The sequence below is a fragment of the Actinokineospora auranticolor genome (genome assembly GCF_002934265.1).
Lineage (GTDB): Bacteria > Actinomycetota > Actinomycetes > Mycobacteriales > Pseudonocardiaceae > Actinokineospora > Actinokineospora auranticolor.
On the sequence record NZ_PTIX01000004.1, the window covers coordinates 204,599 to 228,868 of the forward strand.

General features: G+C 72.1%; 26 protein-coding genes and 2 pseudogenes. 21 read left to right on the forward strand and 7 right to left on the reverse strand.

The genetic code is table 11. The features are described from left to right. Positions 1-265 precede the first annotated feature (265 nt). The 3 genes from serB (at position 266) to CLV40_RS09410 (ending at position 2,720) form a co-directional block, all read left to right on the forward strand. Positions 266-1,495: a phosphoserine phosphatase SerB gene (serB, locus tag CLV40_RS09400; RefSeq protein ID WP_104478467.1), complete on the forward strand. Its 1,230-nt coding sequence runs from the start codon at positions 266-268 to the stop codon at positions 1,493-1,495. A 65-nt stretch (positions 1,496-1,560) separates the two neighbouring features. Then, positions 1,561-1,953, forward strand: a complete 393-nt coding sequence (locus CLV40_RS09405; protein WP_104478468.1) for a DUF1801 domain-containing protein — start codon at positions 1,561-1,563, stop codon at positions 1,951-1,953. After that, entirely contained in the window at positions 1,950-2,720 is a 771-nt protein-coding gene (locus tag CLV40_RS09410) for a peptidyl-tRNA hydrolase (RefSeq protein WP_181043405.1), read from the forward strand. The genes CLV40_RS09405 and CLV40_RS09410 overlap by 4 nt, the downstream gene beginning before the upstream one ends. A gap of 1,064 nt (positions 2,721-3,784) precedes the next feature. On the opposite strand, the gene CLV40_RS37110 is transcribed toward CLV40_RS09410, so the two are convergent. The 3 genes from CLV40_RS37110 to CLV40_RS09425 are packed head-to-tail and all read right to left on the reverse strand — an operon-like array spanning position 3,785 to position 6,705. Next, positions 3,785-4,252, reverse strand: a complete 468-nt coding sequence (locus CLV40_RS37110) for a hypothetical protein (protein WP_146107977.1) — start codon at positions 4,250-4,252, stop codon at positions 3,785-3,787. A 57-nt stretch (positions 4,253-4,309) separates the two neighbouring features. Continuing rightward, positions 4,310-4,624, reverse strand: coding sequence for a hypothetical protein (locus CLV40_RS09420; RefSeq protein WP_104478470.1), 315 nt, complete (start codon positions 4,622-4,624; stop codon positions 4,310-4,312). A 53-nt stretch (positions 4,625-4,677) separates the two neighbouring features. Continuing rightward, entirely contained in the window at positions 4,678-6,705 is a 2,028-nt protein-coding gene (locus tag CLV40_RS09425) for an ATP-dependent DNA helicase (RefSeq protein ID WP_104478471.1), read from the reverse strand. A gap of 429 nt (positions 6,706-7,134) precedes the next feature. Here CLV40_RS09425 and CLV40_RS37115 point away from each other — a divergent pair, with 429 nt between their 5' ends. Then, entirely contained in the window at positions 7,135-7,827 is a 693-nt protein-coding gene (locus CLV40_RS37115; RefSeq protein ID WP_146107978.1) for a hypothetical protein, read from the forward strand. Here the strand turns inward: CLV40_RS37115 and CLV40_RS09440 are convergent. Both CLV40_RS09440 and xrtP read right to left on the reverse strand, forming a co-directional pair. Beyond that, positions 7,824-9,194, reverse strand: coding sequence for a glycosyltransferase family protein (locus CLV40_RS09440; RefSeq protein WP_483860557.1), 1,371 nt, complete (start codon positions 9,192-9,194; stop codon positions 7,824-7,826). The genes CLV40_RS37115 and CLV40_RS09440 overlap by 4 nt on opposite strands. Continuing rightward, on the reverse strand, positions 9,191-9,745 hold the full coding sequence (gene xrtP / locus CLV40_RS09445) for an exosortase P (RefSeq protein WP_245931186.1): 555 nt from the start codon (positions 9,743-9,745) through the stop codon (positions 9,191-9,193). The genes CLV40_RS09440 and xrtP overlap by 4 nt, the downstream gene beginning before the upstream one ends. Before the next feature lie 330 nt (positions 9,746-10,075). Between xrtP and CLV40_RS09450 the strand changes: the two genes are divergently transcribed. The 4 genes and pseudogenes from CLV40_RS09450 to CLV40_RS09465 form a co-directional block, all read left to right on the forward strand. Continuing rightward, on the forward strand, positions 10,076-10,825 hold the full coding sequence (locus CLV40_RS09450) for a choice-of-anchor protein CoaP (RefSeq protein WP_104478475.1): 750 nt from the start codon (positions 10,076-10,078) through the stop codon (positions 10,823-10,825). Between the two features lie 15 nt (positions 10,826-10,840). Beyond that, entirely contained in the window at positions 10,841-10,999 is a 159-nt protein-coding gene (locus CLV40_RS09455; protein ID WP_104478476.1) for an LPXTG cell wall anchor domain-containing protein, read from the forward strand. Positions 11,000-11,080: 81 nt separating this feature from the next. After that, entirely contained in the window at positions 11,081-12,199 is a 1,119-nt protein-coding gene (gene wecB, locus CLV40_RS09460) for a non-hydrolyzing UDP-N-acetylglucosamine 2-epimerase (RefSeq protein ID WP_104478477.1), read from the forward strand. A 277-nt stretch (positions 12,200-12,476) separates the two neighbouring features. Then, a pseudogene (locus CLV40_RS09465) lies at positions 12,477-12,749 on the forward strand (IS30 family transposase); the annotation flags it as partial. 53 nt (positions 12,750-12,802) lie between these two features. On the opposite strand, the gene CLV40_RS09470 reads toward CLV40_RS09465, so the two are convergent. Then, positions 12,803-13,378, reverse strand: coding sequence for an isochorismatase family protein (locus CLV40_RS09470; RefSeq protein WP_104478751.1), 576 nt, complete (start codon positions 13,376-13,378; stop codon positions 12,803-12,805). A 5-nt stretch (positions 13,379-13,383) separates the two neighbouring features. Then, the gene (locus CLV40_RS09475) at positions 13,384-14,691 is read right to left on the reverse strand and encodes a nicotinate phosphoribosyltransferase (RefSeq protein WP_104478479.1); all 1,308 of its coding nucleotides are present in this window, start codon (positions 14,689-14,691) and stop codon (positions 13,384-13,386) included. 119 nt (positions 14,692-14,810) lie between these two features. Between CLV40_RS09475 and clpS the strand changes: the two genes are divergently transcribed. From clpS to CLV40_RS09540, 13 genes and pseudogenes are all read left to right on the forward strand, one after another. Further along, positions 14,811-15,110: an ATP-dependent Clp protease adapter ClpS gene (gene clpS / locus CLV40_RS09480; protein WP_104478480.1), complete on the forward strand. Its 300-nt coding sequence runs from the start codon at positions 14,811-14,813 to the stop codon at positions 15,108-15,110. After that, on the forward strand, positions 15,107-15,667 hold the full coding sequence (locus CLV40_RS09485) for a DUF2017 domain-containing protein (RefSeq protein ID WP_104478481.1): 561 nt from the start codon (positions 15,107-15,109) through the stop codon (positions 15,665-15,667). The genes clpS and CLV40_RS09485 overlap by 4 nt, the downstream gene beginning before the upstream one ends. Beyond that, positions 15,668-16,627 carry a P1 family peptidase gene (locus tag CLV40_RS09490; RefSeq protein WP_181043406.1) on the forward strand — a complete coding sequence of 320 codons (960 nt, stop codon included), beginning with the start codon at positions 15,668-15,670 and terminating at the stop codon, positions 16,625-16,627. A gap of 53 nt (positions 16,628-16,680) precedes the next feature. Continuing rightward, positions 16,681-17,133: a M67 family metallopeptidase gene (locus CLV40_RS09495; protein ID WP_281261650.1), complete on the forward strand. Its 453-nt coding sequence runs from the start codon at positions 16,681-16,683 to the stop codon at positions 17,131-17,133. 94 nt (positions 17,134-17,227) lie between these two features. Next, positions 17,228-17,506: a MoaD/ThiS family protein gene (locus CLV40_RS09500; protein WP_104478482.1), complete on the forward strand. Its 279-nt coding sequence runs from the start codon at positions 17,228-17,230 to the stop codon at positions 17,504-17,506. A gap of 31 nt (positions 17,507-17,537) precedes the next feature. Beyond that, the gene (locus CLV40_RS09505; RefSeq protein ID WP_104478483.1) at positions 17,538-18,488 is read left to right on the forward strand and encodes a PLP-dependent cysteine synthase family protein; all 951 of its coding nucleotides are present in this window, start codon (positions 17,538-17,540) and stop codon (positions 18,486-18,488) included. Positions 18,489-18,498: 10 nt separating this feature from the next. Beyond that, on the forward strand, positions 18,499-18,981 hold the full coding sequence (locus CLV40_RS09510) for an SRPBCC family protein (RefSeq protein WP_104478484.1): 483 nt from the start codon (positions 18,499-18,501) through the stop codon (positions 18,979-18,981). A gap of 96 nt (positions 18,982-19,077) precedes the next feature. Continuing rightward, complete coding sequence (locus tag CLV40_RS09515) at positions 19,078-19,734, forward strand: rhomboid family intramembrane serine protease (protein WP_374065503.1); 657 nt, start codon at positions 19,078-19,080, stop codon at positions 19,732-19,734. After that, positions 19,731-20,531, forward strand: a complete 801-nt coding sequence (gene murI / locus CLV40_RS09520; protein ID WP_104478485.1) for a glutamate racemase — start codon at positions 19,731-19,733, stop codon at positions 20,529-20,531. The genes CLV40_RS09515 and murI overlap by 4 nt, the downstream gene beginning before the upstream one ends. Positions 20,532-20,567: 36 nt before the next feature. After that, positions 20,568-21,338, forward strand: a complete 771-nt coding sequence (locus CLV40_RS09525; protein WP_104478486.1) for an MBL fold metallo-hydrolase — start codon at positions 20,568-20,570, stop codon at positions 21,336-21,338. A 1,071-nt stretch (positions 21,339-22,409) separates the two neighbouring features. After that, positions 22,410-23,171, forward strand: a complete 762-nt coding sequence (rph, locus tag CLV40_RS09530; protein WP_104478487.1) for a ribonuclease PH — start codon at positions 22,410-22,412, stop codon at positions 23,169-23,171. Next, positions 23,168-23,773, forward strand: coding sequence for an RdgB/HAM1 family non-canonical purine NTP pyrophosphatase (gene rdgB / locus CLV40_RS09535; RefSeq protein ID WP_104478488.1), 606 nt, complete (start codon positions 23,168-23,170; stop codon positions 23,771-23,773). Before rph ends, rdgB begins: the two co-directional genes overlap by 4 nt. A gap of 144 nt (positions 23,774-23,917) precedes the next feature. Then, positions 23,918-24,244 (forward strand): annotated as a pseudogene (locus CLV40_RS09540) (helix-turn-helix domain-containing protein); the annotation flags it as partial. Positions 24,245-24,270: the final 26 nt, after the last annotated feature.

Consider the following 24,270-nt stretch of genomic DNA (forward strand, 5'->3'; position numbering starts at 1 on the left):
CGGCGGCAGTCGACGGCGCCTGCCACGCACGCCACCGGGTCCGCCCCGCACACCGCCACACGGCAGCCGACGACGCCTGCCGGGGACGCACCCGTCCCGAGCGGAGGTCACCGCCGCGGCGGCGACCGACGGGCACCCCGCACCACCGCGCGGACGGCCGCGACCCGGCCCGTCGCGGCGGCACCGCGCGCACCGCCAGCCCAGTCGCCGAGCCGGTGTCCCCGAGCGGGACCGGCAGGCCAGTCGTCACGGGAGCCTCCGGATCGTGTCCACTTCACCTGGTCCCCTCCAGACCCCAGTCCTGATCACCGTCACCGGGCCGGACAAGCCGGGTGTGTCCTCGGTGCTGTTCGCCGCGCTGACCCGGCACGGCGTCGACATCCTCGACGTCGAGCAGGTCGTCATCCGCGGCCAGCTCGTGCTCGGCGCGCTCGTGGCCACCGACCACGACGCCGAGGGCCTGCAGGAGTCCGTCGAGCAGGCCATGGCGTCGGTGGAGATGCGGGTGGAGGTGCAGGTCGGCGCCGAGCAGCGCCCGGTCAAGCCGTCCACGCACGTGCTGGTCGTGCTCGGCCACCCGGTGTCCGCCCGCGGCTTCGGCGAGGTGGCCCGCAGGCTGGCCGCGCTGGAGATCAACATCGACGCGATCCGCCGGGTGGCCGACTACCCGGTCACCGGCCTGGAGCTGCGCGTCTCGGTCTCCCAGGACACCGACGCCGCCGACGCGGAGCTGCGCTCGGCGCTGGCCGAGCTGTCCGTGCGGGTGGGCCTGGACATCGCCGTCGAGCGCGACCTGCTGTCCCGCCGCGCCAAGCGCCTCATCGTCTTCGACGTCGACTCGACGCTGATCCAGGGCGAGGTCATCGAGATGCTGGCGGCCAAGGCGGGCCGCGAGGACGAGGTCCGGGAGATCACCGAGGCCGCCATGCGCGGCGAACTGGACTTCACCGAGTCGCTGCACCAGCGGGTGAAGACCCTCGCAGGCCTGCCCGCCTCGGTGCTCGACGAGGTCGCCGCCGCGATGGAGCTGACCCCGGGCGCCCGCACCACCATCCGCACGTTGAAGCGCCTCGGCTACCGCTGCGGCGTCGTCTCCGGTGGTTTCACCGCGACCATCGCCCGCCTGGTGGACGACCTGGGCCTGGACTTCTCGGCGGCCAACGAGCTGGAGGTCGTCGACGGCCACCTGACCGGCCGCGTCTTGGGCGACGTCGTCGACCGCGCGGGCAAGTCCGTCGCCCTGCGCCGCTTCGCCGAGAGCTACGACATCCCCCTCGCCCAGTGCGTAGCGGTCGGCGACGGCGCCAACGACATCGACATGCTGTCCACGGCGGGCCTCGGGATCGCGTTCAACGCCAAACCCGCCCTGCGCGAGGTGGCCGACACCGCGCTGTCGCACCCGTACCTGGACGTCGTGCTGTTCGTCCTAGGCGTCACCCGCAGCGAGATCGAGGCGGCGGACCTGGCCGACGGGCTGGACCCGGAGCGGATCTGAGGTAGGCCTGGGTGGCGGTCGGGTAGGTTTCCCCGACCGCACCCCGGTCTCTTGGGAGGTACCAGGTGGAACCGACCACGGACGACGTCGCCGAGTTCGTCGCCGCCGTGCCCGACCCCCAGCGCCGCGCCGACGCCGAACTCCTGGTCGCCATGATGGCCGAGGTGACAGGTGAGCCCGCGGTCTTGTGGGGCACGTCCATCATCGGTTTCGGCTCCCGCCACTACCGCTACGACTCGGGCCGCGAGGGCGACACCCCAGCCGTCGCCTTCGCCCCGCGCAAGCCGCACACGGTCCTGTACCTGACCGGCCCACTCACGGACTACCCGCTGACCACCCTCGGAAAGCACACGACCAGCAAAGGCTGCGTCTACCTCAAACACGTCAACCAAACCGACCAAGACGTGTTGCGCGCCCTCATCACCCAATCCTTCGACGCGGCCTCGGAGCAGCCTTGACCATCCTCGACCCACTGGCCGCCCGCTACGTCACGTGGATGAGCCTCCCCGCGCACACGACCAACGACACGGCAGACGAAGACCCGACCGAGGTCCGAGCCATGCCCATAGTCCTGCGCGTCGAGCGGGATCCGGCGCCGTTGCGCACCCCGCTGCTGGAAGCCGCTGCGGCAGCTTCCTTGGCGGTGTGCCTGGATCCGCGTGCCGAGCCGGAAGGCCCGTGGCACTCGGAGGTGGATGCCTGGGTGCGCGGCCGGATCCGCAAGGTGTCCCGGCGGGCGCGGGGGGCGCACTGGGCGGCTGTACAGGAACTCCCCGGGATCACGGTGACGGTCGATGGTGCCGAGGCCCGCGCTTTCGTACCGGGCAAGGTCGTCGAGGCCCCGAAGGTCCTGTCCCGCCTGCAGATCTCCGGCAGCGAACTCCCGGACGACACCCCGGGCCCGATCCCGACCGACACCCCGGTCCTGTGGCTCAACCCGACCGTCCCCATGACAGTCGGCAAGGCGGCAGCCCAAGTGGGCCACGCCACCATGCTCCTAGCCGCCCAGCTGCACGCGTCGGGGGAGCAGGACCGCATCAAGCAGTGGACCGAAACAGACCTCCGCTGCGCCGTCCGGACGCCTTCTGCGGACCAGTGGACCAAGGTCCACCCCGGCACGGATCCCAAATCGGCCTGGGAAACTCATCGAGCTGTTGCGGTGCGGGATGCGGGTTTCACCGAGGTCGCCCCGGGCACGGTCACCGTCATCGCGCAGTGGGCCTGAGTTATCCACAGGCTTGATCATCTTTGCCGGGAATCGTCGGTGCCCGCCGGTAGAATTGATACCGGGGGCCGGAGGCATAGGGGCAGCCCCAGCCCCGCACTGGTGCGGCGCAGCCGCTCAGGTCAACCGCCGCCCGAATCCCGCTCCCGCCCCAATGCGGCGTGGCTACACCGGACTCACCCCGAATCACCGCAGAAGCCCAGCCCGCCCAATGCTCTTCTCCCGCCAGCCACCTTCACAACCGCCGCAGGATTTCAGCCCCCTGCCTAACGCGTTTCTCCCTGGCCATCTCCATGACTGCTGCGGGATCCCAGCCTCCACCCCACACATTTCTCCCCAGCCACCCCCACGACCGCCGCTTGAGCCCAGCCCCCACAGAACGCAACGCGCCCCCGCTATACGCCTTGATTGGGTGGACTTGCTTTGCGTGGGGGGACGGACCTGCCAAGCTCGCCTGCGGGTGGGGTGGGCTTGCCCCTCCCACCGCTTTGCCCCACCGCAGGTCCGTAGGGGCCCCGCGCAAAGCAAGTTCGCCCGATCGAGGCCGCCCTTGTTTTTCGCGTGGGGCTGGACTGATGGACCCGGCCCGGCGGGTGTCTGGTCCGCGGCGTGAGGTGAGTATCGATCGACCCGGCGGGGACCTGTTCTCCCGTGGTCTGAACGCGAGAATCGAGCTGTGCTCGATGGGGTGAAACGTCTTTGTGCGGGGCCCCTACGGACCTGCGGTGGGGCAAAGCGGTGGGAGGGGCAAGCCCACCCCACCCGCAGGCGAGCTTGGCAGGTCCGTCCCCCCACACAAAGACGTTCCACCCCATCGAGCAGTGAGCAGGAGCGCGACGAGTTCGGTGGGGGTCGGGCTGGCACACGTCGGCGGGTGGCGGGCTCGGCCTGGCGGGGCGGGGCGGGGAAGGGTTGCGAGGCGGCCTGGACTGGGTGGGCGAGTGCGGCTCGAGCGGTTGAAGGTCGAGCTGGCACATGTCGGCGGCTAGTGGATTCGGCTCGGCGGGGAGGGGGTGCGAAGCGGCCTGGGCGGGAGGGCGAGTGTGGCTCGGGCGGGTGGGGGATCATTGCGGTGGTCGCACCGCGTTCTCGTTCCGCACCGCAGTCAGCATCTGCCCGTCCCGCGAGTACCGCACCTCCGCCCACCACAGCCCGTCCTCACGACGCGCGGCTTCCCACGACAGGTGACCGTCGTACCAGAGCTCGCCGTCGAGGACCTCGCACGGTTTCCAGGCCGAGGCGGGAGCAACAGCGGGATTGTGGCGCGCCACCCAGGCCGTGGTGCAGCAGTGCTCGCACGGCTCCAACGTCCCCGGCCGGACGTTCGCCCAGTGGATCGGCACCACCGCACGGGTGTCCTGCCCACGCGCAGCCGCGTAGCGCTGGCCTCGGGCGAGCCAGTCGCACGACGGATCGTTGTGGTACGCCGAGCCGCCACGAGTGCGGTACCCGTGGGCGCGGACACCGGGTGGTGGTGGCTTGCAGTCGGCGCACTGTCCCCGCAGCAGATCGTGCCTGCACCGCTCGTCCACGAAAGATCAAGCTAGATCACTCAGCGCTCGCCGTGGTGCGGATGACCGAAGTACCGCTCAGCGCTGCCAGATGACGAAGAGGCCGTCCTCCGTGGTCGTCATGGCCTCGATGAACGCGTCGTTGTCGAAGTTGGGGAGGGACTGGAGCCTGCCCATCAGGTCGTCCGCCGACGGGTCTCCCGCGGGCACCGCGCACCCCCCGCCCCCCTCCCGCATCAGCAGGAAGAACACGTCCTCCTTCCACGGGCCCTCCGGGGTCGTGCGGATGGCGACCTCGGTCAGGTCGGTCCACGACACCGACTCCTCGGTGCCGTCGGCCAGTTGCCTGCGCACGCCCTGGTCGTCGACCGTGGTGCCGGGGTTGGGTGACACTCGTCCTCCGCGAAGCTAGGTGGCGACCACAAGTGTTGCAGCCGCGGTTGTGCTCAGTCCGCCGATGCCGCCAAGCGCCGCAGGGCGGCGCGGACCACGTCCGGGTCGGTGGTCGGCCAGAACGGGGGTAGGGACGCGCGCAGGAAGCCGCCGTACCTGGCGGTGGCCAGGCGGGGGTCCAGGATCGCGACGACGCCGCGGTCGTCCATCGAGCGCAGCAACCGGCCCGCGCCCTGGGCGAGGAGCAGGGCGGCGTGGGTGGCCGCGACGGTAAGGAAGCCGTTGCCGCCGCGGGCCTCGACCGCGCGCTGCCTGGCCGAGGCCAGCGGGTCGTCGGGGCGGGGGAACGGGATGCGGTCCATCACCACCAGCGACAGCGACGACCCCGGCACGTCCACCCCCTGCCACAGCGACAGCGTGCCGAACAGGCAGGTGCTGGGGTTCTCGGCGAACTTCTTCACCAGCAGCGACGTCGAGTCCTCGCCCTGGCAGAGGATGTCGACGCCCACCTTGTCCCGCAGCTCCGCCGTCGCCTGCTTGGCCGCGCGCATCGAGGAGAACAGGCCCAGCGTCCGCCCGCCCGCCGCGGTGACCAGTTCGCGCAGCTCCTCCAGGTACGCGGGCGGCAGCCCGTCGCGGCCCGGGGTGGGCAGGTGGCGGGCGGTGTAGAGGATGCCCGCCCGGGCGTGGTCGAACGGCGAACCGACGTCCATCCCCGTCCAGCGCACCTCGTCGCCGGGCTCCTTGTCCGACGCCGCCCCCTCGGCCTTCACGCCGTGCCGCTGCGACCCGGGCAGGCCCCACTGCCGGGCCAGCGCGTCGAACGTGCCGCCCAGGGTGAGGGTCGCGGAGGTGAGGACGGTGGTGTTCTCGCCGAACAGCTTCTCCCGCAGCAGACCCGCCACGGTCAGCGGCGCGACGCGGATCGTCGGCGGGCGCGGCGCGTTCGACCCGAAGTCGCCGGTCACCCAGACCACGTCGTACCGGTTGGCCAGGTCGTCGCCGAAGGCCTCCAGCACGCGCACCGCGGTGTCGTGGACCTCGTCCAGCGCGGAGAGCGCCAGCTTGCGGGCGGTCGCGGCGTCGGTGTCGTCCTTGCGCTCCGGCCCGATCGCGGTGATGCACTTGTGCGCCGCGTCGCGGACCCCCTGGATGGTCACCGCGAGCGGTTCCGGCAGCACGTCCATGCGGCCGGTCTGCTCCTCCGACAGCAGCATGGCCAGGCCCTCGCCCGCCTCGATGAGCCGGTCGGCCACCTCGTCGGTGACCAGCTTGCCCGCCCGCCGCGCGGCGACGGTCACGGCGGTGGCCGACAGCTCGCCGGTCGCCACGGAGGTGACCCGGTCGACCAGGTCGTGCGCCTCGTCGATGATCACGACGTCGTGCTCGGGCAGCACCTGGGCGGTGCCGAGCGCGTCGATGGCCAGCAGCGCGTGGTTGGTGACCACGACGTCGGCCTTGCCCGCCTCGGCGCGGGCCCGCTCGGCGAAGCAGTCGGTGCCGATCGGGCAGCGCGACACCCCCAGGCACTCGCGCGCCGTCACCGAGACCTGCCGCCACGACTGGTCGGACACCCCCGGCACCAGCTCGTCGCGGTCGCCGGTCTCGGTGTCGCTGGCCCACTCCCGCAGGCGGGTGATCTCGCGGCCGAGGCGGGAGACGGCGAACGGGTCGAACAGGACCTGGTCGTCCGGCTCCTCGGCGGGCCCGTCGAGCCGGTGCAGGCACAGGTAGTTGCGCCGCCCCTTGAGGATCGCGAACGTCGGCTTGCGACCGAGCGTCGTGCCCAGCGCCTTCGCGAGGCGGGGCAGGTCGCGGTCGACGAGCTGGCGCTGCAACGCGATGGTGGCCGTCGAGACGACCACCGACTTGCCCTTCACGACCGCGTGCCGGATCGCGGGCACCAGGTAGGCCAGCGACTTGCCGGTCCCGGTCCCGGCTTGGACGGCCAGGTGGTCCCCGGTCCGGATGCTCGCCGCGACGGCCTCGGCCATCTCGACCTGCCCGGCCCGCTCCGCCCCACCCACCGCTGACACCGCGACGTCCAACAACTCACGCACGGGTGGTGGGGACTGAGACATGGCGGAGACGGTACCCGTAGCCCCCGTCAGTCCTCGCCCGCGGCCGAACCGGATCGCCCGCACCGGCTCGCGGCACGTCACCCGGGCTGGTGGACCCCGGGCGCGCCCGACCACTCCGCAGCGCTCCGACCAGCGGATCCACTCCGGCCACCACGACCTCCTCGCCGGGTGCGGCGGCACTCGACGCGGGTTGTCCCGGTCTGGACGCGGGGGCGGAGCCGCCTCGGGGAGCGCGGTGGCGCGGCATTGCCTTAAGCGGGAACGGGGTGCGCCGGCCTGGTTGCGCTGCGAATTCGGGTGAGTGGACGTGTCCCCTGGTCGGGTGGCCGTCGGGTTCTCGCGAGTGGTTGGGGCTGTCCGGTTGGCAGTGGGGGGTTGGGGCGCGATCCACTCGGGAGGCAGGTAGGCGCGAACTGGAGGGAATCGGGCATGTCTTTCTCGATCGGGCTGGGCCGTGGCCGGGTTGTGCTGGCGACCGCGGTGGGGGTTTTGGGGTTGGCGGTGGCGCCCGCGCACGCGGCGGTGCCCGCGGACAGCAGCGGTAGCGTCGGTGGGGGGATGGCGATGTTCGGCGGGATCGCCGTCGACATCGGGCCGTTGGGCCAGTGCGCGGCCGGGGGACCGCTGGTCGGCACCACCCCGGGCACCTCCGACCAGGTCGAGGCGTCCGACGCGGGGCTGCTCGGCTTCGGGCCGGGCAACAGCACCTGCGGCTTCGACCCGGCCACCGGCACGGCGTCGGCGTCGGCGAGCGGGCGCCAGTTCGAGGTGAACCAGCGCAGGCTCGGCGGCGTCCCGGTCATCAAGGTGGCCACGTTCTCGGTCAGCTGCGGCACCACCGACAAGGGCGGCGTGAAGTCCTCGGTCTCCCTCGCGGGCGTCACCGGCATCGACGTCCCCGACGACATCCCGGCCAACTACGTCATCGTGGTCCCGGGCGCCACCCCGGACGACCCGCCGCTGGCCAACGTCGTGCTCAACGACACCGTCGAGGCCGATCCGCCGGACGGGTCGCTGAGCGTGCACGCGATCAAGATCTGGTTCAACCCGACCAACTCACCGGCGGTGCCGACCAGCGGGTCGATCACCGCGGGCTCGGTGACGTGCAACCCGGCGCACTAGCGATCCAAGGCGACCACGCCGGCGTTCAGCTCGGTGTTCCGCCTGGTCTTGGACCAGCCGTTGCGGCGTCTGGCCAGGCGGAACACCGCGCGCCACGAGGTGATGTAGAAGGTGTAGATGTACACCGCGTACGCGAAGCCCCAGCCGATCGCGCGCAGCAGGCCCTTGCCGGGTTCGCACCGGCTGCGGTAGATCGGGCCCCAGATCACGAACGGCAGCAACCCGAACGCGCCGTAGACGGTGAACAGGATCCAGGCGCCGCCGGTGAACCAGTCCCACACCGCGCCCGGGTCGCCCGCCGCGCGGAAGGCCAGCAGCAGGAACGGGATCGGGTAGATCAGCGTGCCGAGCAGCTGCATCCACGGCTGGGCCAGGTAGTACAGCATCTCCGCGGCGCCCAGTGTGGACAGGTGGCGCGAGTCGAAGATCCGCCGCACGTACTTGCCGCACTGCATCGTGCCCTGGCCCCAGCGGGTGCGCTGCGCCAGGAAGCGGCGCAGGCTGTAGAGCGCTTCCTGGTCGACGTGCGTGTCCAGGGTGAAGCCGGTCTTCCAGCCGCGCGTGAGCAGGTGCACGCCGAGTTCGAAGTCCTCCAGCAGCGCGCCGCGCCACGGGCCGAGGCCGTGCGTGATCGAGTCCAGCGCGGACAACCGGGTGAACTGGCCGTTGCCGCCCATGGAGATCGTGCCGGTGCGGCCGCGCGAGAGCTGGATCGCGGCGATCGCGCTGCGGAACTCCAGGTCCTGCATGCGCACCATGGCCAGCCCGAACTTCCGCCGCCACCACCCTGTTCCGCGCGGCGGCGTGCCCCGGTTGCGCATCCGCACGTCGACCTGCACCGCGCCGACGCGGGGGTCGCCGAACAGGTGGTCGGCCGCGCACACCGCGAGGCAGTCCGGCGCTGGCCGCCCGTCGGCGTCGACCACGACGATGATCGCCCGGTCGGTGTCGGCGTGCCTGCCCAGCCAGCCCTTCAGCGCCCGGTACGCGGCGTTGAGCGCGGCGCCCTTGCCGGTGCGCGCGTTCGGCCGCCGCCTGCGCACCAGGTGCAGGTTCCGGTCGCCGCCGTGGCGCGGGCCCTGCATGGCGGTGACGACGTCGGCCGTCCCGTCGTCGGAGTCGTCGTCGATGACCCAGACGTGCGCGTGCGGGAAGGTGCCGCGCAGGTAGCGCACGGTGTCGCCGACGACCGCGCGCTCGTCGCGGCACGGCACGAAGAAGTGCCACTCCAGCCGGTGCGGGTCGCCGGGCGCGGCGCGGCGGTGGCGCAGGTACGGGACCACGATCAGGGCCACGTAGGTCATGAACGCCACGCTCATGGTCAGCGCGAGCGCCTGGGTGAAACCCAGCAGCAGAGCCAGGTTCACCGCTCGTCCCGCGGCGCGCGCGTGCCCAGCCAGACGAACAGCACCAGGGCCGCCGCGCCGCCGAGCACGCTCACCAGGGAACCCAGCAGCGTGTGGCCCCAGTAGTAGCCGCGATCGGTGCCCAGCCACTGGATCAGGCCGACCAGCGTCATGATCCGGACCTGGTTCACCGCGATGACGGCGACCGACGCGGCGAGCAGCGCGACGAGCACCCGCCGGGCGACGAACGGCCGCAGCGCGATCACCACCGCCGCCAAGACCAGCAGCGGCAGCACCAGGAACGCCGACGTGCACTCCGGACTCATCCGCAGCCCGAACGGCGCGTCCGTGGCAAGTCCGAAGTAGACGGACTGGCGCTCCGGGGCGAGGTAGACCCCGGATGGCGTGACCAGCCGCAGGATCCCGCTCGCCAGCGCCATTTCCGCCGTCCGGTACAGCCGGTTGCCGACCACCAGCGCGACCGCCGCGACGACCAGACCGGCGACCGCGAGGCGGGTCAGCGGGGTGGCCGTGGCGGTGCGCGGGGCGGGCTGCGCGTCGGTGAACGCCACCGCCGCTCCTTCCCGATCAAGCGCGCGCCGTTCACTCGACGCGTCGAGTTTCTCATCGGCCACCCCACCTCCGGGGCTACATCCGCGATCCGGGTGATGTCCCGACCGTCGAGATACACCCTCTGTTAGTGGTTTCCCGCTATCGCGGGTGACCGAACGCGTGATCCACACGATCGGGTTGCAGATCCGCGGAGCTGTCACTTTTTCCGGTGCCCGCCGCGATACGCCGTTCGCCACCCGGTCCCCACCGAGCGCCCCGGTCCCCATCGGCCGCCCGGGCTCCGGGTCACTCCACGATCCCCACCGTCTCAAAACGCATGGAGGACATGCATGCTCGACCTGTCCGACAGACCGAAGCGCGCGCTGGCCGTGGCCGCGGCGACCGCCTGCGTCCTGCTGGCCGGGGCGACCCCGGCGTCGGCCGCCCCCGGTGACGCCTCCGCCTACGTGGCCGACGCGGGCGTGAAGCTGGCGTCCGCCTCGGTCGTGGACCTCGGTCCGCTGGCGCCCAGCGGCACCGCCGGGGCGCCCACCGCGCGGCTGGCCCGGCTCGCGCTGCCCGGTGTCGCGGGCGCCGACCTGGTCACCAGTTCCGCGAGCCGCGACGACGACACCGGGGTGGTGCGCGCGGGCGCGGACCTGGCCAACGTCACGTTGCCGCTGGCGCAACTGGGTCGCATCGGCGCCATCGACGTGGACTGCGAGGCCACCCAGGCGGGCATCACCGGCCGCACCGCGCTGACCGACGTGCGCCTCGCGGGTGTGAAGGTGCCGCTTGATCCGCCCCCGAACACGGTTGTCTCCGTGCCGACGGGACCTTCGCCGCTGGTGTCGCTGACGTTCAACGAGCAGACTCGGTCCCGCGACGGCGCGCTGACGGTCAACGGTGTCCACTTGCGACTCAACGCCGCCGTCGGCGAGGGCGACGTGGTTCTCGGGAGCGCGACCTGCGGGGCCGCCGCGGCACCCGTGCCGCTGGCCTCCGGGGTGGGCCTGTGGCTCGGTGCCGGGTTGTTGGCGATGGTGGCGGTGCCGGTCGCCGCGGTCGTGGTCCGCAGGCGCCGCGCGGTCGCGGCCTGAGCCGGGGAGGGCGGGATGTACCGAGCTCCGACCGGTGGCGCGCTCGGCGGCGGCGCGGGCCTGGCGCTGACCGGCGCCGACATCGGCTGGTGGATCGCGCTTGGCGTGCTGCTGCTGGCGGTCGGCCTGCTGTTCGTGCTCCGCGCGCGACGCCGCGGCCCGGCTGCGGAATAGTCCGAAGTGGACTCCGGGTGCCTCCCTCGCCCGGAGTCCGCTTCCGCTCTCTCCTCTAGGAGAACCGTGAACGAAGAAGTCATGCTGCTCGTCGGCACCCGGCCGGAGGCGGTGAAGGCGGCCCCGGTCGCGCTGGCGCTGGCCCGGTCCCGGGGGTTGCGGCCGTACATGGTCCACAGTGGACAGCACCCGGGGGTGGTCGAGCAGGCCGTGGCGCCGTTCGGGCTGTGCCCGGACGAGGTGCTGGTCGTCGAACGACCCCGGGGCGGCCAAGCGGAGTTGGTCTCCGCGCTGCTGCCCGCGCTGGACGGCGCGCTGCGCAGGCGCGAACCGGGAGCGCTCGTCGTGCAAGGCGACACGACAACGACACTGGCGGGCGCGCTCGCCGCGTTCTGGCGCGGTGTTCCGGTCGTGCACCTGGAAGCCGGGCTGCGCACCGGAGACCTCGCCGCGCCGTTCCCCGAGGAGGCCAACCGGCAGATGGTGGCGCGGATCGCCGCGCTGCACCTGGCCCCGACCCCCGGCGCGGCGGACGCCCTGCGCGCGGAGGGCGTGCCGGAGTCGTCGATCGAGGTCACGGGGAACACGGTGGTCGACGCCGTGCGCCACATCGCGGCCGTCGACCTACCCGCGATCAACCCCGTCCTGGCGTCCCTCGAACAGGACCTCGACCGCGGCAGCCGGTCGGTGCTGGTCACCGTCCACCGCCGCGAGTCGTGGGGCCCACCGCTGGCCGAAGTCCTGGGCGCGGTCCGAGCCCTGGCCGACGGCCACCCCGACGTCCGCGTGCTGCTGCCCGTGCACCCGAACCCGACCGTCCGGGCCCAGGTGGCCGAGGTGGCCGCCGGACACCCCCGGATAGCGCTGACCGGGCCGCTGGACTACCCCGACCTGGTCCGCGCCCTGCGCCGGGCCACCCTGGTGATCACCGACTCGGGCGGCATCCAGGAGGAGGCCCCCACCTTCGGCGTCCCCGTCCTGGTCGCGCGGGACGTGACGGAACGGGTGGAAGCCGTCCGCGCGGGCCACGCCCACGTCGTCGGCACCGACCGCGCCCGAATCCTGGCCACCGCAGAACGACTCCTGGCCACACCCCCGCACCCCACGTCCCCCAACCCCTTCGGCGACGGCCACGCGGCGACCAGAGTGGTGGCCGCCCTCGAACGCCTCCTGGTCCGCGAGCCCACGCCCGCCGCCTAGAACCGCTCGATCGCGCGTTCACACACATGCGCTGGAGTTGTCCACAGTGATCCGCGACCACTTCTGCCCGCGCACGGCCGCCAATAGAATGGGTGTGCGGAGATCATGCTCGTGGCGTGTCGTGTGGTGTTGAGTTCCGCGGTGAGCTGCGGGTCGTGGTGTACAAGGCATTGCGGTCCAGCCGCGCGAAACGTGTGTCACCATCACTGGAGCAGCCTCGACACGACCTGATCGTGGGTATGGTCAACGTCGGCGAACGCCTGGCAGAGGCCGAGGGTCGGGCCGCGATGCTGTTGCGAACAAAATGAAGACCCTGCCCGAATCCCTTCGGGAATCGATCGCCTGGGACCGGGGCGGCGAGATGGCCGACCAGGCGGTGTTCGTCATGGCGACCGGGATGCCGGTCTATTTCTGCGATCCCCATTTCCCTTGGCAACGCGGGACGAATGGGAACACCAACCGTCTACCGCGCCAGTACTCTCCCAAAGGAACGGACCCCTCGCGGGCGTTGGAGCGGAGGTTGGGCGCGGAGGCTGTGAAGGTGGCCTGAGCGGAGTCGGTCAGGCACGGAAGCGATGTGCCCGACCGACTCCGTGGGACAGGTCAGGCGACCTTCGGCGTGCCCACCAACTCGACATCCGCCGCGCGCAGTGTGTCCAGGGCCGTCTCCACCGTCGCCGCCGCGACGCCCGCGGTCAGGTCCAGCAGGACCGTCGTCGCGAAGCCCGCGCGGGCCGCGTCCAGGGCGGTGGCTCGTACGCAGTGGTCCGTCGCGATCCCCACGACGTCCACCCGCGTGACGCCGCGGGCGCGGAGCCAGGCTTCGAGGGTGTTCCCGTCGGCGGCCGAGCCCTCGAACCCCGAGTAGGCCGCCGCGTAGGCGCCCTTGGAGAACACGGCTTCGATGGGGGCCACGTCCAGGGCGGGGTGGAAGCCCGCGCCCGCGGTGTCGACCACGCAGTGGACCGGCCAGCTGTCGACGAAATCGGGGGTCTCGCTGAAGTGCGCGCCCGGGTCGACGTGGAAGTCGCGGGTGGCCACCACGTGGTCGTACCCGCCCGCGGCCACGTGGGCCGAGATGGCGGCGGCGACCTCGGCCCCGCCCGCCACCGCGAGGGAACCGCCCTCGCAGAAGTCGTTCTGCACGTCGACGATGATCAGGGCGGATAAGGCGCTCATGGCGGTCACGACTCCTGCGACAGGTGGACGGTGGGGATGGCGGGTTCCCCCGCGGAGAGCTTCAGGCCCTCCCAGGGCAGGCTGACCAGGCCCTGCCGGACCCGGGTGCGGCCGTCCTCCAGCGTGGGCAACTCCGACGGGGGTTGTCCACCGCGCATCAGGGGGATCTGCAGCGCCCGGTCGTGCTCCCCGAACTCCGGGGCCGCGCCGCCCGCCTGGTAGACGACCTCCTCCAGCGCCGTGCCGGTCGGCTTGTGCCTGCGCAGCGCCAGCTTCCGCCCGCCCTGCGACTCCTTGTGCGAGCTGCGCTTGGCCACCGGCCTGCCCTCGACCTCGACCAGCTTGTAGACCATCCCCGCGGTCGGCGCCCCCGACCCGGTGACCAGCGACGTGCCGACCCCGTAGGCGTCCACCGGCTCGGCGCGCAGCGCGGCGATGGCGTACTCGTCGAGGTCGCCGGAGACCACGATCCGGGTCTCGGTGGCGCCCAGCGCGTCGAGCTGCTCGCGGGCCTGCCTGGCCAGCACGCCGACGTCGCCGGAGTCGATCCGGATCGCGCCCAGCCCGGTGCCCGCCACCTCGATCGCGGTGTCGATGCCGCGGGTGATGTCGTAGGTGTCCACCAGCAGCGTGGTGCCCACGCCCAGCGCCGCGACCTGGGCGGCGAACGCGGCCCGCTCGTCGTCGTGCAGCAGGGTGAACGCGTGCGCGCAGGTCCCCGAGGTCGGGATGCCGTACGTGCGGCCCGCCTCCAGGTTGGACGTGGTCGCGAACCCGGCCAGGTACCCGGCCCGCGACGCCGCCACCGCCGCCCGCTCGTGGGTGCGCCGCGACCCCATCTCGATGATCGGTCGACCGTTGGCCGCGCCCGCCATCCGCGCGCCCGCCGACACGATCGCGCTGTCGTGGTTGAGGATGGACAGGACCACCGTCTCCAGCACCACCGCCTCGGCGAAGTCGCCGGTCACGGTCAGGATCGGCGACCCGGGGAAGTACAGCTCGCCCTCCGGGTAGCCGTCGACGTCACCGGCGAAGCGGTACTCGGCCAGCCACGCCAGCGTGTCCTCGTCCACCACGGACGTCTCCCGCAGGTGCCGGATCTCGTCGTCGCCGAAGCGGAACGCGCCGATCGCGTCGATGACCCGCTGCGTGCCGCCGACCACCCCGTAGCGCCGCCCGTCGGGCAGCCTGCGGGCGAACGCCTCGAACACGCACCGCCTGCGCGCGGTGCCGTCGGCCAGCGCCGCGGCCAGCATCGTCAACTCGTAGTGGTCGGTCAGCAGCGCGGTCCCCGCGCCCGTAGGCACACCCATGCCGCAGAGCCTAAGCCCGCACCCGGACTGCCCCAGACGGGCACGATCGGTTACTCGCATACTCCGAACGAATGAAGATCCGCCGGTCCCCGCGAAACCGGTCATGCCACCATTGACCCATGACCGCAGCCGTCGACATGGAGCAGACGCAGGCCACACCGGCGGGCTCCGAGGTCGTGTCCGAGGACCGACCCTGGCAGACCGTCGTCTGGAACGACCCCGTGAACCTGATGTCGTACGTGACCTACGTCTTCCAGAAGCTCTTCGGCTACAGCCGCGAGAAAGCCACGAAGCTCATGCTCGACGTGCACCACGAGGGCAAGGCCATCGTCTCCGCCGGGAGCAAGGACAAGGTGGAGGCCGACGTCGCCAGACTCCACGCCGCCGGCCTGTGGGCGACCATGGAACACACGTCGTGAAACCCTGGAAGCGCTCGGGCGAGCGCGTGCAGGCCGACATCGACCGGCAGGAGGCGGCCGTGCTGCGCGGCCTGGTCTCCCAGATCGACGACATGCTGCGCGCCCGCATCGAGGAGACCCCGCAGGACGAACTCGCCGAGCTGACGGGCATCCGCACCGGCCCGTCCACCTCGCCGGACGACCCGATCCTGTCCCGGCTGCTCCCCGACTTCCACCGCCTCGACGACGACAACCCGTCCAAGGCGGACCTCGACTCCGCGGCCGTGCTGCGCTCGCTGCACGAGCCCACCCTGCTCGACCTCAAGACCGGGGTCGCCGCCGTGGTGCTGGAGTCCTGCCCGATGTACGGCGGCGAGATCCGGTTGTCGCTGGAGCAGGCCGACGCCTGGCTCGCCGCGCTCAACGACGTCCGCCTCGCCCTCGGCACGGCCATCGAGGTCACCGAGGACATGCCGGACGAGCTGCCGGAGGAGGACCCGCGCAGCCCGCACCTGTCGGTCTACAACTGGCTCACCTGGGTGCAGGACTCCCTGGTCCAGGCGCTGTCCACCCCGTAGGTGAACGCGATCACGGACGTCCCGGGCGTACTGGTCGGCCACCACCACCGGGTCGGGGACGGCTGGGCGACGGGCACCACCGTCGTGCTGCTGCCCGAGGGCACCGTCGGCGGTGTGGACGCCCGCGGCGGCGCGCCGGGCACCCGCGAGACCGACCTGCTGGCGCCGGAGAACCTGGTCAGCCGGGTCGACGCGGTGTGCCTCTCCGGCGGCAGCGCCTACGGGCTGGCCGCCGCGGACGGCGTCATGCGGTGGCTGGGGGAGCGCGGCCGGGGCTTCCGGGTCGGACCGGCCACGCACGAGGTCGTGCCGATCGTGCCCGCCGCCGTGCTGTTCGACCTGCCGCGCGGCGCGTGGGGCAACCGGCCGGACGCGGACTTCGGCTACGCGGCCTGCGCGGCGGCCGCGGCGGGCCCGGTCGAGCAGGGCAGCGTCGGCGCGGGCGCCGGTGCCCGGGTCGGCTCGCTCAAGGGCGGCATCGGCACCGCGAGCGCCGAGGTGGGCGAGATCACCGTCGGCGCGGTCGCCGCCGTCAACGCCCGGGGTGAGGTCGTCGACCTTTCGACCGGTGGGTTCCACGCCCCCGGTGAGCCCGGTGAATTCCCGGAACCGCCCGGGTGGGCCGCGCAGGTCTCGGCGCTGCCGACCGACCTCAACACCACGATCGGCGTCGTCGCGACCGACGCCCGGCTGACCAAGGCGGAGTGCAGGCGGCTGGCCATGTCCGCCCAGGACGGCCTGGCCCGCGCGATCCGCCCGTCGCACACCCTCTTCGACGGCGACACCGTGTTCTCCGCCGCCACCGGCACCCACGCCGTGGCCGGTCCGGCGGCCCTGAACGCGCTCTACATCGCCGCCGCGGCGGTCTTCGCCCGCGCCGTCGCGCACGGCGCGCTGGCCGCCACGACCGTCGGTGACCTGCGCTCCTACCGCGACGTGTGGGCGTCCCACGGCTCGTGAACTGCGTTCTCTCACACACTGGGAGGGCCGCACTCACCCAGTAGGATGGGCGCGTGCTGACGATCCGCCGTGACCTAGTGGACGCGATGGTGGCCCATGCCCGCCGCGACCACCCGGACGAGGCCTGTGGCGTCATCGCCGGGCCGGACGGGTCCGACCGCCCCGAGCGCTTCATCCCGATGCTCAACGCGGCCCGCTCACCCACGTTCTACGAGTTCGACTCCGCCGACCTGCTCCGCCTCTACCGCGAGATGGACGCCAACGACGAGGTGCCCGTGGTCATCTACCACTCGCACACCGCCACCGAGGCGTACCCGTCGCGCACCGACGCCAAGATCGCGCAGGAGCCGTACGCGCACTACGTGCTGATCTCCACCCGCGACCCGCAGGAGCACGAGTTCCGCTCGTTCCGCATCGTCGACGGCGTGATCACCGAGGAGCCCGTCGAGGTCGTCGAGTCGTACCGGTTCGCCCACACCGGCCCGGACGACGTACCCGAGCAGTGAGATCCCGCGCGTCCCGGAATAGTCCGGGCGCGCGCACGCGTCTTTCCCTGTAAGTGGAACCAGCGCCAGCACTGGCATACCCGGAGGTTGAACCATGGCCGTCACCGTCTCGATCCCGACCATCCTGCGCACGCACACCGGCGGCGAGAAGTCCGTCAGCGCCGCGGGCAGCACCCTGGCCGAGGTCATCGACAACCTGGACGCCAACCACGGCGGCATCAAGGGCCGCCTGGTCAAGGACGGCACCCTGCACCGCTTCGTCAACATCTACGTCAACGACGAGGACGTGCGCTTCGCGGGCGGCCTGGAGGCCAAGGTCGCCGACGGCGACAACGTGACCATCCTGCCCGCCGTCGCGGGCGGCGCGCGCTAACCGGAACTCCCGGACCCGGAGGGGGACACCCGTGGCTCGGTACGACTCGCTCATCGACGCGCTCGGCGACACCCCGCTGGTCGGGTTGCCGCGGCTGTCGCCGTCGAAGGACGTGCGGCTGTGGGCGAAGCTGGAGGACCGCAACCCGACCGGCTCGATCAAGGACCGGCCCGCGCTGGCCATGATCGAGGCGGCCGAGCGCGACGGGCGGCTGCTGCCCGGGGCGACCATCCTGGAGCCGACCTCGGGCAACACCGGCATCTCGCTGGCCATGGCCGCCAAGCTCAAGGGCTACGGGCTGGTCTGCGTGATGCCGGAGAACACCTCCGAGGAGCGCAAGCAGCTGTTGCAGGCCTACGGCGCGCGGATCGTGTTCTCCCCGGCCGCGGGCGGCTCGAACGAGGCCGTGCGGCGGGCCAAGGAGCTGGCCAAGCAGAACCCGGACTGGATCATGCTCTACCAGTACGGCAACCCGGACAACGCGGCCGCGCACTACCGCGGCACCGGCCCGGAGATCCTGCGCGACCTGCCCGGCATCACCCACTTCGTGGCGGGCCTGGGCACCACCGGCACCCTCGTCGGCGTCGGCCGGTACCTGCGGGAGCAGAAGCCGGACGTGCAGGTCATCGCGGCCGAGCCGCGCTACGGCGAGTTGGTCTACGGCCTGCGCAACCTCGACGAGGGCTTCGTCCCGGAGCTGTACGACCCCGAGGTGCTGACCGGCCGCTACTCGGTCGGCTCGTACGACGCGCTGCGCCGCACCCGGCAGCTGCTGGAGACCGAGGGCGTCTTCGCGGGCATCTCCACCGGCGCCATCCTGCACGCGGCCCTGGCCGTGGCGGAGAAGGTCGCGGGCACGGGCGAGTCGGCCGACGTGGTGTTCATCGTCGCCGACGCGGGCTGGAAGTACCTGTCGACCGGCGCCTACAGCGGCACCATCGACGAGGCGGCCGAACGCCTCGACGGGCACCTCTGGGCCTAGTGTTCCGCGCGTGAGCAAGCCCAACCGACCGGCGGTAGAGGTACAGCGGTCGGGGCGCGTCCCCGCCCCGATCGAGCGGGTGTGGGCCGTCGTGTCCGACGCCGCCCGCGCGCCCGACTGGTTCAGCTTCGCCGACCGCACGGAGGTGCGGTCGGGGTCCGGGCTGGGCGAGCAGCGCACCCAGCACGGCCGGTGGGGCGCCAAGCGCTCGGAGATCGACCAGGAGGTCGTCGAGTACGACCCGCCGCGCGTCATCGCGTGGAAGCACACGGCCGAGCGCCTCAACGGCAAACCGGCCCCGAGCTACGCGGCGTCGGCGGTGTTCCGCATCGAACTGGAACCCGACGGCCCGGACGCGACCGTCGTCCGGCTCCGCACGCTGCAGCAACCCCGGAGCGCGGCCACCGGGTTCGTCATGCGCTGGGCGGGCGCCCGGGAGTTGGCCCGCCGCATGGAGGAGTCCCTCACCCGCCTGCTCGGCGCCGTCGACTGAGCGCAGCGGCACCGGCTGGTCACCGGGGGCCAACCCCGGGGCGAATCCGGGATTCACCTGATCCGGAGAGCCCGGCCGACCACGTAATCTCGTGGTGTGAGCACCCAGCCAGCCACTCGGCAAGCCGCGCGCGTCCTGCCACCGAACCCGGCGCAGGCGGCGATCGTGGTCGGGGCGATGACCCTGCTGATGTACCTGGTCGAACTGGTCGACGCGGTGCTGCCCGCGGATCTCGACCAGTACGGCGTCGTGCCGCGCGAGGCCTCCGGCCTGCTCGGCGTGCTGTGGTCCCCGCTGCTGCACCACGGCTGGGACCACCTGCTGGCGAACACCATCCCGCTGCTGGTGTTCGCCTTCCTGTCGATGGCGGGCGGACTGGCCCAGTGGGTCGCGGTCACCGCCACGATCTGGGTGGTGTCCGGGCTCGGCGTCTGGCTGACCTCGCCATCGCAGTCGGTCACCGTCGGCGCCTCCGGGCTGTGCTTCGGCTGGCTGCTGTTCCTGCTCGTGCGGGGTGTCTTCAACCGCAGCGCGCTGCAGCTGCTGGTGGCCGTCGGCCTGCTGCTCTACTGGGGCACCACGCTCCTCGGCGTGCTGCCGGGCAACCCCGGTGTCTCCTGGCAGGGCCACCTGTTCGGCGCGCTCGGCGGGGTACTCGCGGCCTGGCTGGTGGCGCTGGGGAACCGGTCCACCGCCCGCCGGGTGCCTGCTGAGCCGCGGGCCGAGCTGCCCGGTCCGACCGGGGCCCTGTGAACCCGGACGCGCCGATCGGCATCTTCGACTCCGGGGTCGGCGGGCTCACCGTGGCCCGCTCGATCATCGACCAGCTGCCGCACGAGCGGCTGCGCTACATCGGCGACACCGCCAACAACCCGTACGGCCCGCGGCCGATCGCCCAAGTCCGCGAACTGACCCTGGCGATCACCGACGAGCTCGTCGACAGCGGCGTGAAGATGCTCGTGCTGGCCTGCAACACCGCCTCCGCCGCCTGCCTGCGCGACGCCCGCGAGCGCTACCCCATCCCGGTCGTCGAGGTCGTGGTGCCCGCCGTGCGGCGGGCCGCGGCGGTCACGAAGTCCGGCCGCGTCGGTGTGATCGGCACCACGGGCACCATCCGCTCGGGGGCCTACGACGACGCGTTCGCCGCCGCGCCGGGCATCGCCGTGACGGGTGCCGCGTGCCCGCGCTTCGTCGACTTCGTGGAGCGGGGCGTCACCTCCGGTCGGCAGATCCTCGGGCTGGCGCAGACCTACCTGGAGCCGCTGCAACAGGCCGCTGTGGACACCGTGGTGCTCGGCTGCACGCACTACCCGCTGCTCACCGGGGTTCTGCAGGTCGTCATGGGGCCCGATGTCACGCTCGTGTCCAGTGCGGAGGAATGTGCCAAGGACGTCTTCCGGGTGCTGACCGAGACCGGTTCGCTGACTGAGCTGGAGGATGACCCGGTGCACGAGTTCGGTGCCACCGGGGCCGCCGAACCGTTCGACCGGCTGGCCCGCCGGTTCCTCGGTCCCGGCGTCGCGGGCTTTGCTCCATTGGCTCGATGGTGATGTCTGCGTACCCCTGGCTGTGACAGGCTGTCGGACGTGCTGCTGACCGTCCTCGGCTGTTCCGGGAGTGTGCCCGGCCCCGACGCCCCGACCTCCGGCTACCTGCTGGAAGCCGACGGCTTCCAGCTCGGAGTGGAACTGGGCAACGGGACCTTCGCCGCCCTGCAGGCCATCCGCGACCCGTTCGCCATGGACGCGTTGTTGTTCTCGCACCTGCACGCCGACCACTGCGCGGACTTCACGGCGCTGACCGTCTACCGTCGGTACCACCCGGCCCCCACCCGGGACCCCCGGGAACACCGGTTACCCGTGTACGCGCCCAAGGAGGCGCCCGCCCGGTTCGCCAACGCCTACGCCACCGACGAGGCCGACCGGGCCGCCGCGGATCTGTCCGATGTGTTCGACTTCCGCGCGTTATCCCCCGGCAAACTCCACATCGGACCGTTCGAGGTGGTCGCCGCCCCGGCCGCCCACCCGTGCGAGTCCTTCAGCTTCCGCATCAGCCACGGCGGCCGGAGCCTCGTCTACACGGGCGACACGGGCGTGTGCGCGGCGCTGGCGGAGCTGGCGCACGGCGCGGAGGTGATCCTCGCGGAGGCGTCCTGGACGCACGGCTCGGTCGACGTGCCGGACCTGCACCTGTCGGGTCTCGAGGCGGGGCAGGTCGCCTCGGCGGCGGGGACCTCCCACCTGATGCTCACCCACATCGCGCCCTGGACCGACCCGGCCGCCGTCCTGGCCGAAGCCCGCTCGGCCTACGACGGCGAGGTCACCGTCGTTGAGCGCGGCGCGCAGTACCGGCTCTGAGGTCCGGCCCGCCTGCCGCTATCCCTCCGGGAGTTCTCCCACCAGCCCGCCGCTTGATCCCATACTGTCGGTCCAGGCGACGCGCTTCTGCCTCCGCCTCCCCTTCCGCAAGTTCTTCCCACCCGCCTGTGGCCCGCTGCTCCTCCCGTGTCGTCTGTTCGCGTGGTGCGTGTCTGCCTGTGCCTGTTCTCGCTTCCGCGGGTTCTCTTCCCGCCTGCCTGTGGCCTGCTGATCGTCCCGTGTCGTCTGTTCGCGTGGCGGGTCTCTGCCTGAGCCTCTCTTCTCTGCCGCGGCTTCCTCTCCAACCCCGCCCCGCAGTCGGCTGCTTGTTCCGCGTCGCCTGCCCATGTGTCGCGCCGCTGCCTGAGTTCCCCCACCCCTTCCGCGAGTTCTCTCGCAACCCACCTGCAAACGCTCCTTGATCCCACGTTGCTCGCCAACGCAACGCGCCCTTGCCACACCCCTGATCGGGCGGATTTGCTTTGTGTGGGGGGACGAGTCTGCCAAGCTTCCCTGCGGGTGGGGTGGCTTGCCATCCCACCCGCTTTTGCCCCACCGCAGGCTCGTAGGGGCCCCGCGCAAAGCGGATTCGCTCGATCGAGGACGACCGCTTTTTCGCGAAGAGTCGGACCGCATCCACTCGCGTCGGCGGCTGCCGGTTGCCGGGTGACCCATGGCTCCACCTACGCAACCGTTCCAGCGTGGTCCCGTTCTCCCGGGCTCCAACGCGAGAAGAGTTGCGTGCACAGCGGGGCGCGGCGGCTTCGCGGGAACGCGGGTTGGCACACGTCGGCGGGTAGTGGGTTCGGCCTGGCGGGGTGGTGGGTGAGGTGGCGGGCTGGTTGGCAAGGGCTGGGTGCCTTGGCGGGGCGGGGCTGGCTGAAGTCCAAGGGTGGCGGGTCTGGCAGGTGGTGGATGAGGGGGTGGGTGTGAGGAGTGCGGAGCGGAGGTGGGGAAGTCAGGACGCGTCAGCCGGAAATGGTGCGCCGGAGCAGGTGCGGTTCGGCTCGGACCTGTCGATCGGCGTGGTTGGCATACCGGCACTGATCGGCTGCCTCTAGGCTGACCGCCGTGGTGAGAAGCGATGGCAGGAACGACGACCAGCTCCGGGACATCACGATCCAGCGCGGGTACCAGGACTGGCCCGCCGGTTCCGTGCTGGTGTCCTTCGGGCGTACCCGGGTGCTCTGCGCCGCCAGCGTGACCGAGGGCGTGCCGCGGTGGCGCAAGGGCTCCGGGCTCGGCTGGGTGACAGCCGAGTACGCGATGCTCCCGTCGGCGACCAACACCCGGGGTGAGCGGGAGTCGGTGAAGGGCCGGGTCGGTGGCCGCACGCACGAGATCAGCCGGTTGATCGGCCGCTCGCTGCGCGCCTGCATCGACCTGTCCGCGCTCGGCGAGAACACCATCCACCTCGACTGCGACGTCATCCAGGCCGACGGCGGCACCCGCACGGCCGCCATCACCGGCGCCTACGTCGCCCTCGCCGACGCCGTCACCTACCTGGGCGCGGCGGGCAAGCTCGCCGACCCCCAGCCGCTGTCCTGCGCGGTCTCCGCAGTCAGCGTCGGCGTGGTGGGCGGCCGGGTGCGGCTCGACCTGCCCTACGAGGAGGACGCGCGCGCCGAGGTCGACATGAACGTGGTCGCCACCGACGCGGGCACCCTCATCGAGGTCCAGGGCACCGGCGAGGGCGCCACCTTCGCCCGCTCCACCCTCGACGCCATGCTCGACCTCGCCATGGCGGGCTGCGCCGAGCTCAACCGCGTCCAGGCCGAGGCGCTGGCCAAGCCGTACCCCGGCACCCTGCCCGAACCCAAGGGGGGCAAGTGACCAGGGTCCTGCTCGCCAGCCGCAACGCCAAGAAGCTCGCGGAGCTGCGCCGGATCCTCGCCGCCGAGCAGGTGGACGGGGTGGAGATCATCGGCCTCGACGACGTCCCGGCGTTCCCGGACGCCCCGGAGACCGGCGCGACCTTCGAGGAGAACGCGCTGGCCAAGGCCCGGGACGCGGCCCGCGAGACCGGCCTGCCGTCGATCGCCGACGACTCGGGCATCGCCGTCGACGCGCTCAACGGCATGCCGGGGGTGCTCTCCGCCCGCTGGTCCGGCGGGCACGGCGACGACAAGGCCAACCTCGACCTGGTCCTGGCCCAGCTCAACGACGTCCCGGACGAGCGCCGCGGCGGCGGGTTCGTGTGCGCGGTGGCGCTCGTCGTCCCGGGCCGGGCGGAAACCGTCCTGCGCGCCGAGTGGCGCGGCCGGATCGTCCGCGAACCCAGCGGTGCCAACGGCTTCGGCTACGACCCGATCTTCGTCCCCGACGGCCACGACCGGACCTCGGCGGAGCTCACCCCGGACGCCAAGGACGCCATCTCCCACCGCGGCCAGGCCCTGCGCCTGCTCCTCCCGCACCTCGCGGCCCTGAGCGGCTAGGCGCCTAGGTGCGATGTCCGGGGACGTTGTCCCGATCTGAGGTGACCGGTAGTGGCCTGTCCCGTTGGCAGGTGAGGGCCTCCGGATGTGAAGTGGAGCTGTCTAGGAACCGCTTCACGCCTTCGGGGGCCGTCGTGTCCCACCCTGACCCCGCGAACCCGTCTACGACTCGCGCGCCTGGTCGTCGAGCGAGGCTGGGCCCACGTCGCGGTGGCGAAGATGTTCATGGTGGTTGACAAGACAGCCGCGAAGTGGGTCGACCGTTACCGCGCCGAAGGCGTGGCCGGGATGGCCGACCGCGGCTCGCGTCCGCACCACAGCCCGACCCGTACACCCGAACACCTGGTCCGGGCGATCGTGCGGTTGCGGTGGCGCACGCGGCTCGGGCCGGTCCGGATCGCCGGCCGGTTCGGCCTTCCCGCGTCCACGGTCCACGCGGTGCTGGTGCGCTGCCGGGCAAGCCACCGGTCACCCGGCTGACCAACTTCCCCGGACAT

Excerpts from the sequence above, each read along its gene's own strand:
- CLV40_RS09425 (WP_104478471.1), bottom strand. The coding sequence starts at position 6,705 with ATGTCTCAGTCCCCACCACCCGTGCGTGAGTTGTTGGACGTCGCGGTG.
- CLV40_RS37115 (WP_146107978.1), top strand. The coding sequence starts at position 7,135 with ATGTCTTTCTCGATCGGGCTGGGCCGTGGCCGGGTTGTGCTGGCGACC.
- CLV40_RS09450 (WP_104478475.1), top strand. The coding sequence starts at position 10,076 with ATGCTCGACCTGTCCGACAGACCGAAGCGCGCGCTGGCCGTGGCCGCG.
- CLV40_RS09455 (WP_104478476.1), top strand. The coding sequence starts at position 10,841 with ATGTACCGAGCTCCGACCGGTGGCGCGCTCGGCGGCGGCGCGGGCCTG.
- wecB (WP_104478477.1), top strand. The coding sequence starts at position 11,081 with ATGCTGCTCGTCGGCACCCGGCCGGAGGCGGTGAAGGCGGCCCCGGTC.
- CLV40_RS09470 (WP_104478751.1), bottom strand. The coding sequence starts at position 13,378 with ATGAGCGCCTTATCCGCCCTGATCATCGTCGACGTGCAGAACGACTTC.
- CLV40_RS09475 (WP_104478479.1), bottom strand. The coding sequence starts at position 14,691 with ATGGGTGTGCCTACGGGCGCGGGGACCGCGCTGCTGACCGACCACTAC.
- clpS (WP_104478480.1), top strand. The coding sequence starts at position 14,811 with ATGACCGCAGCCGTCGACATGGAGCAGACGCAGGCCACACCGGCGGGC.
- CLV40_RS09500 (WP_104478482.1), top strand. The coding sequence starts at position 17,228 with ATGGCCGTCACCGTCTCGATCCCGACCATCCTGCGCACGCACACCGGC.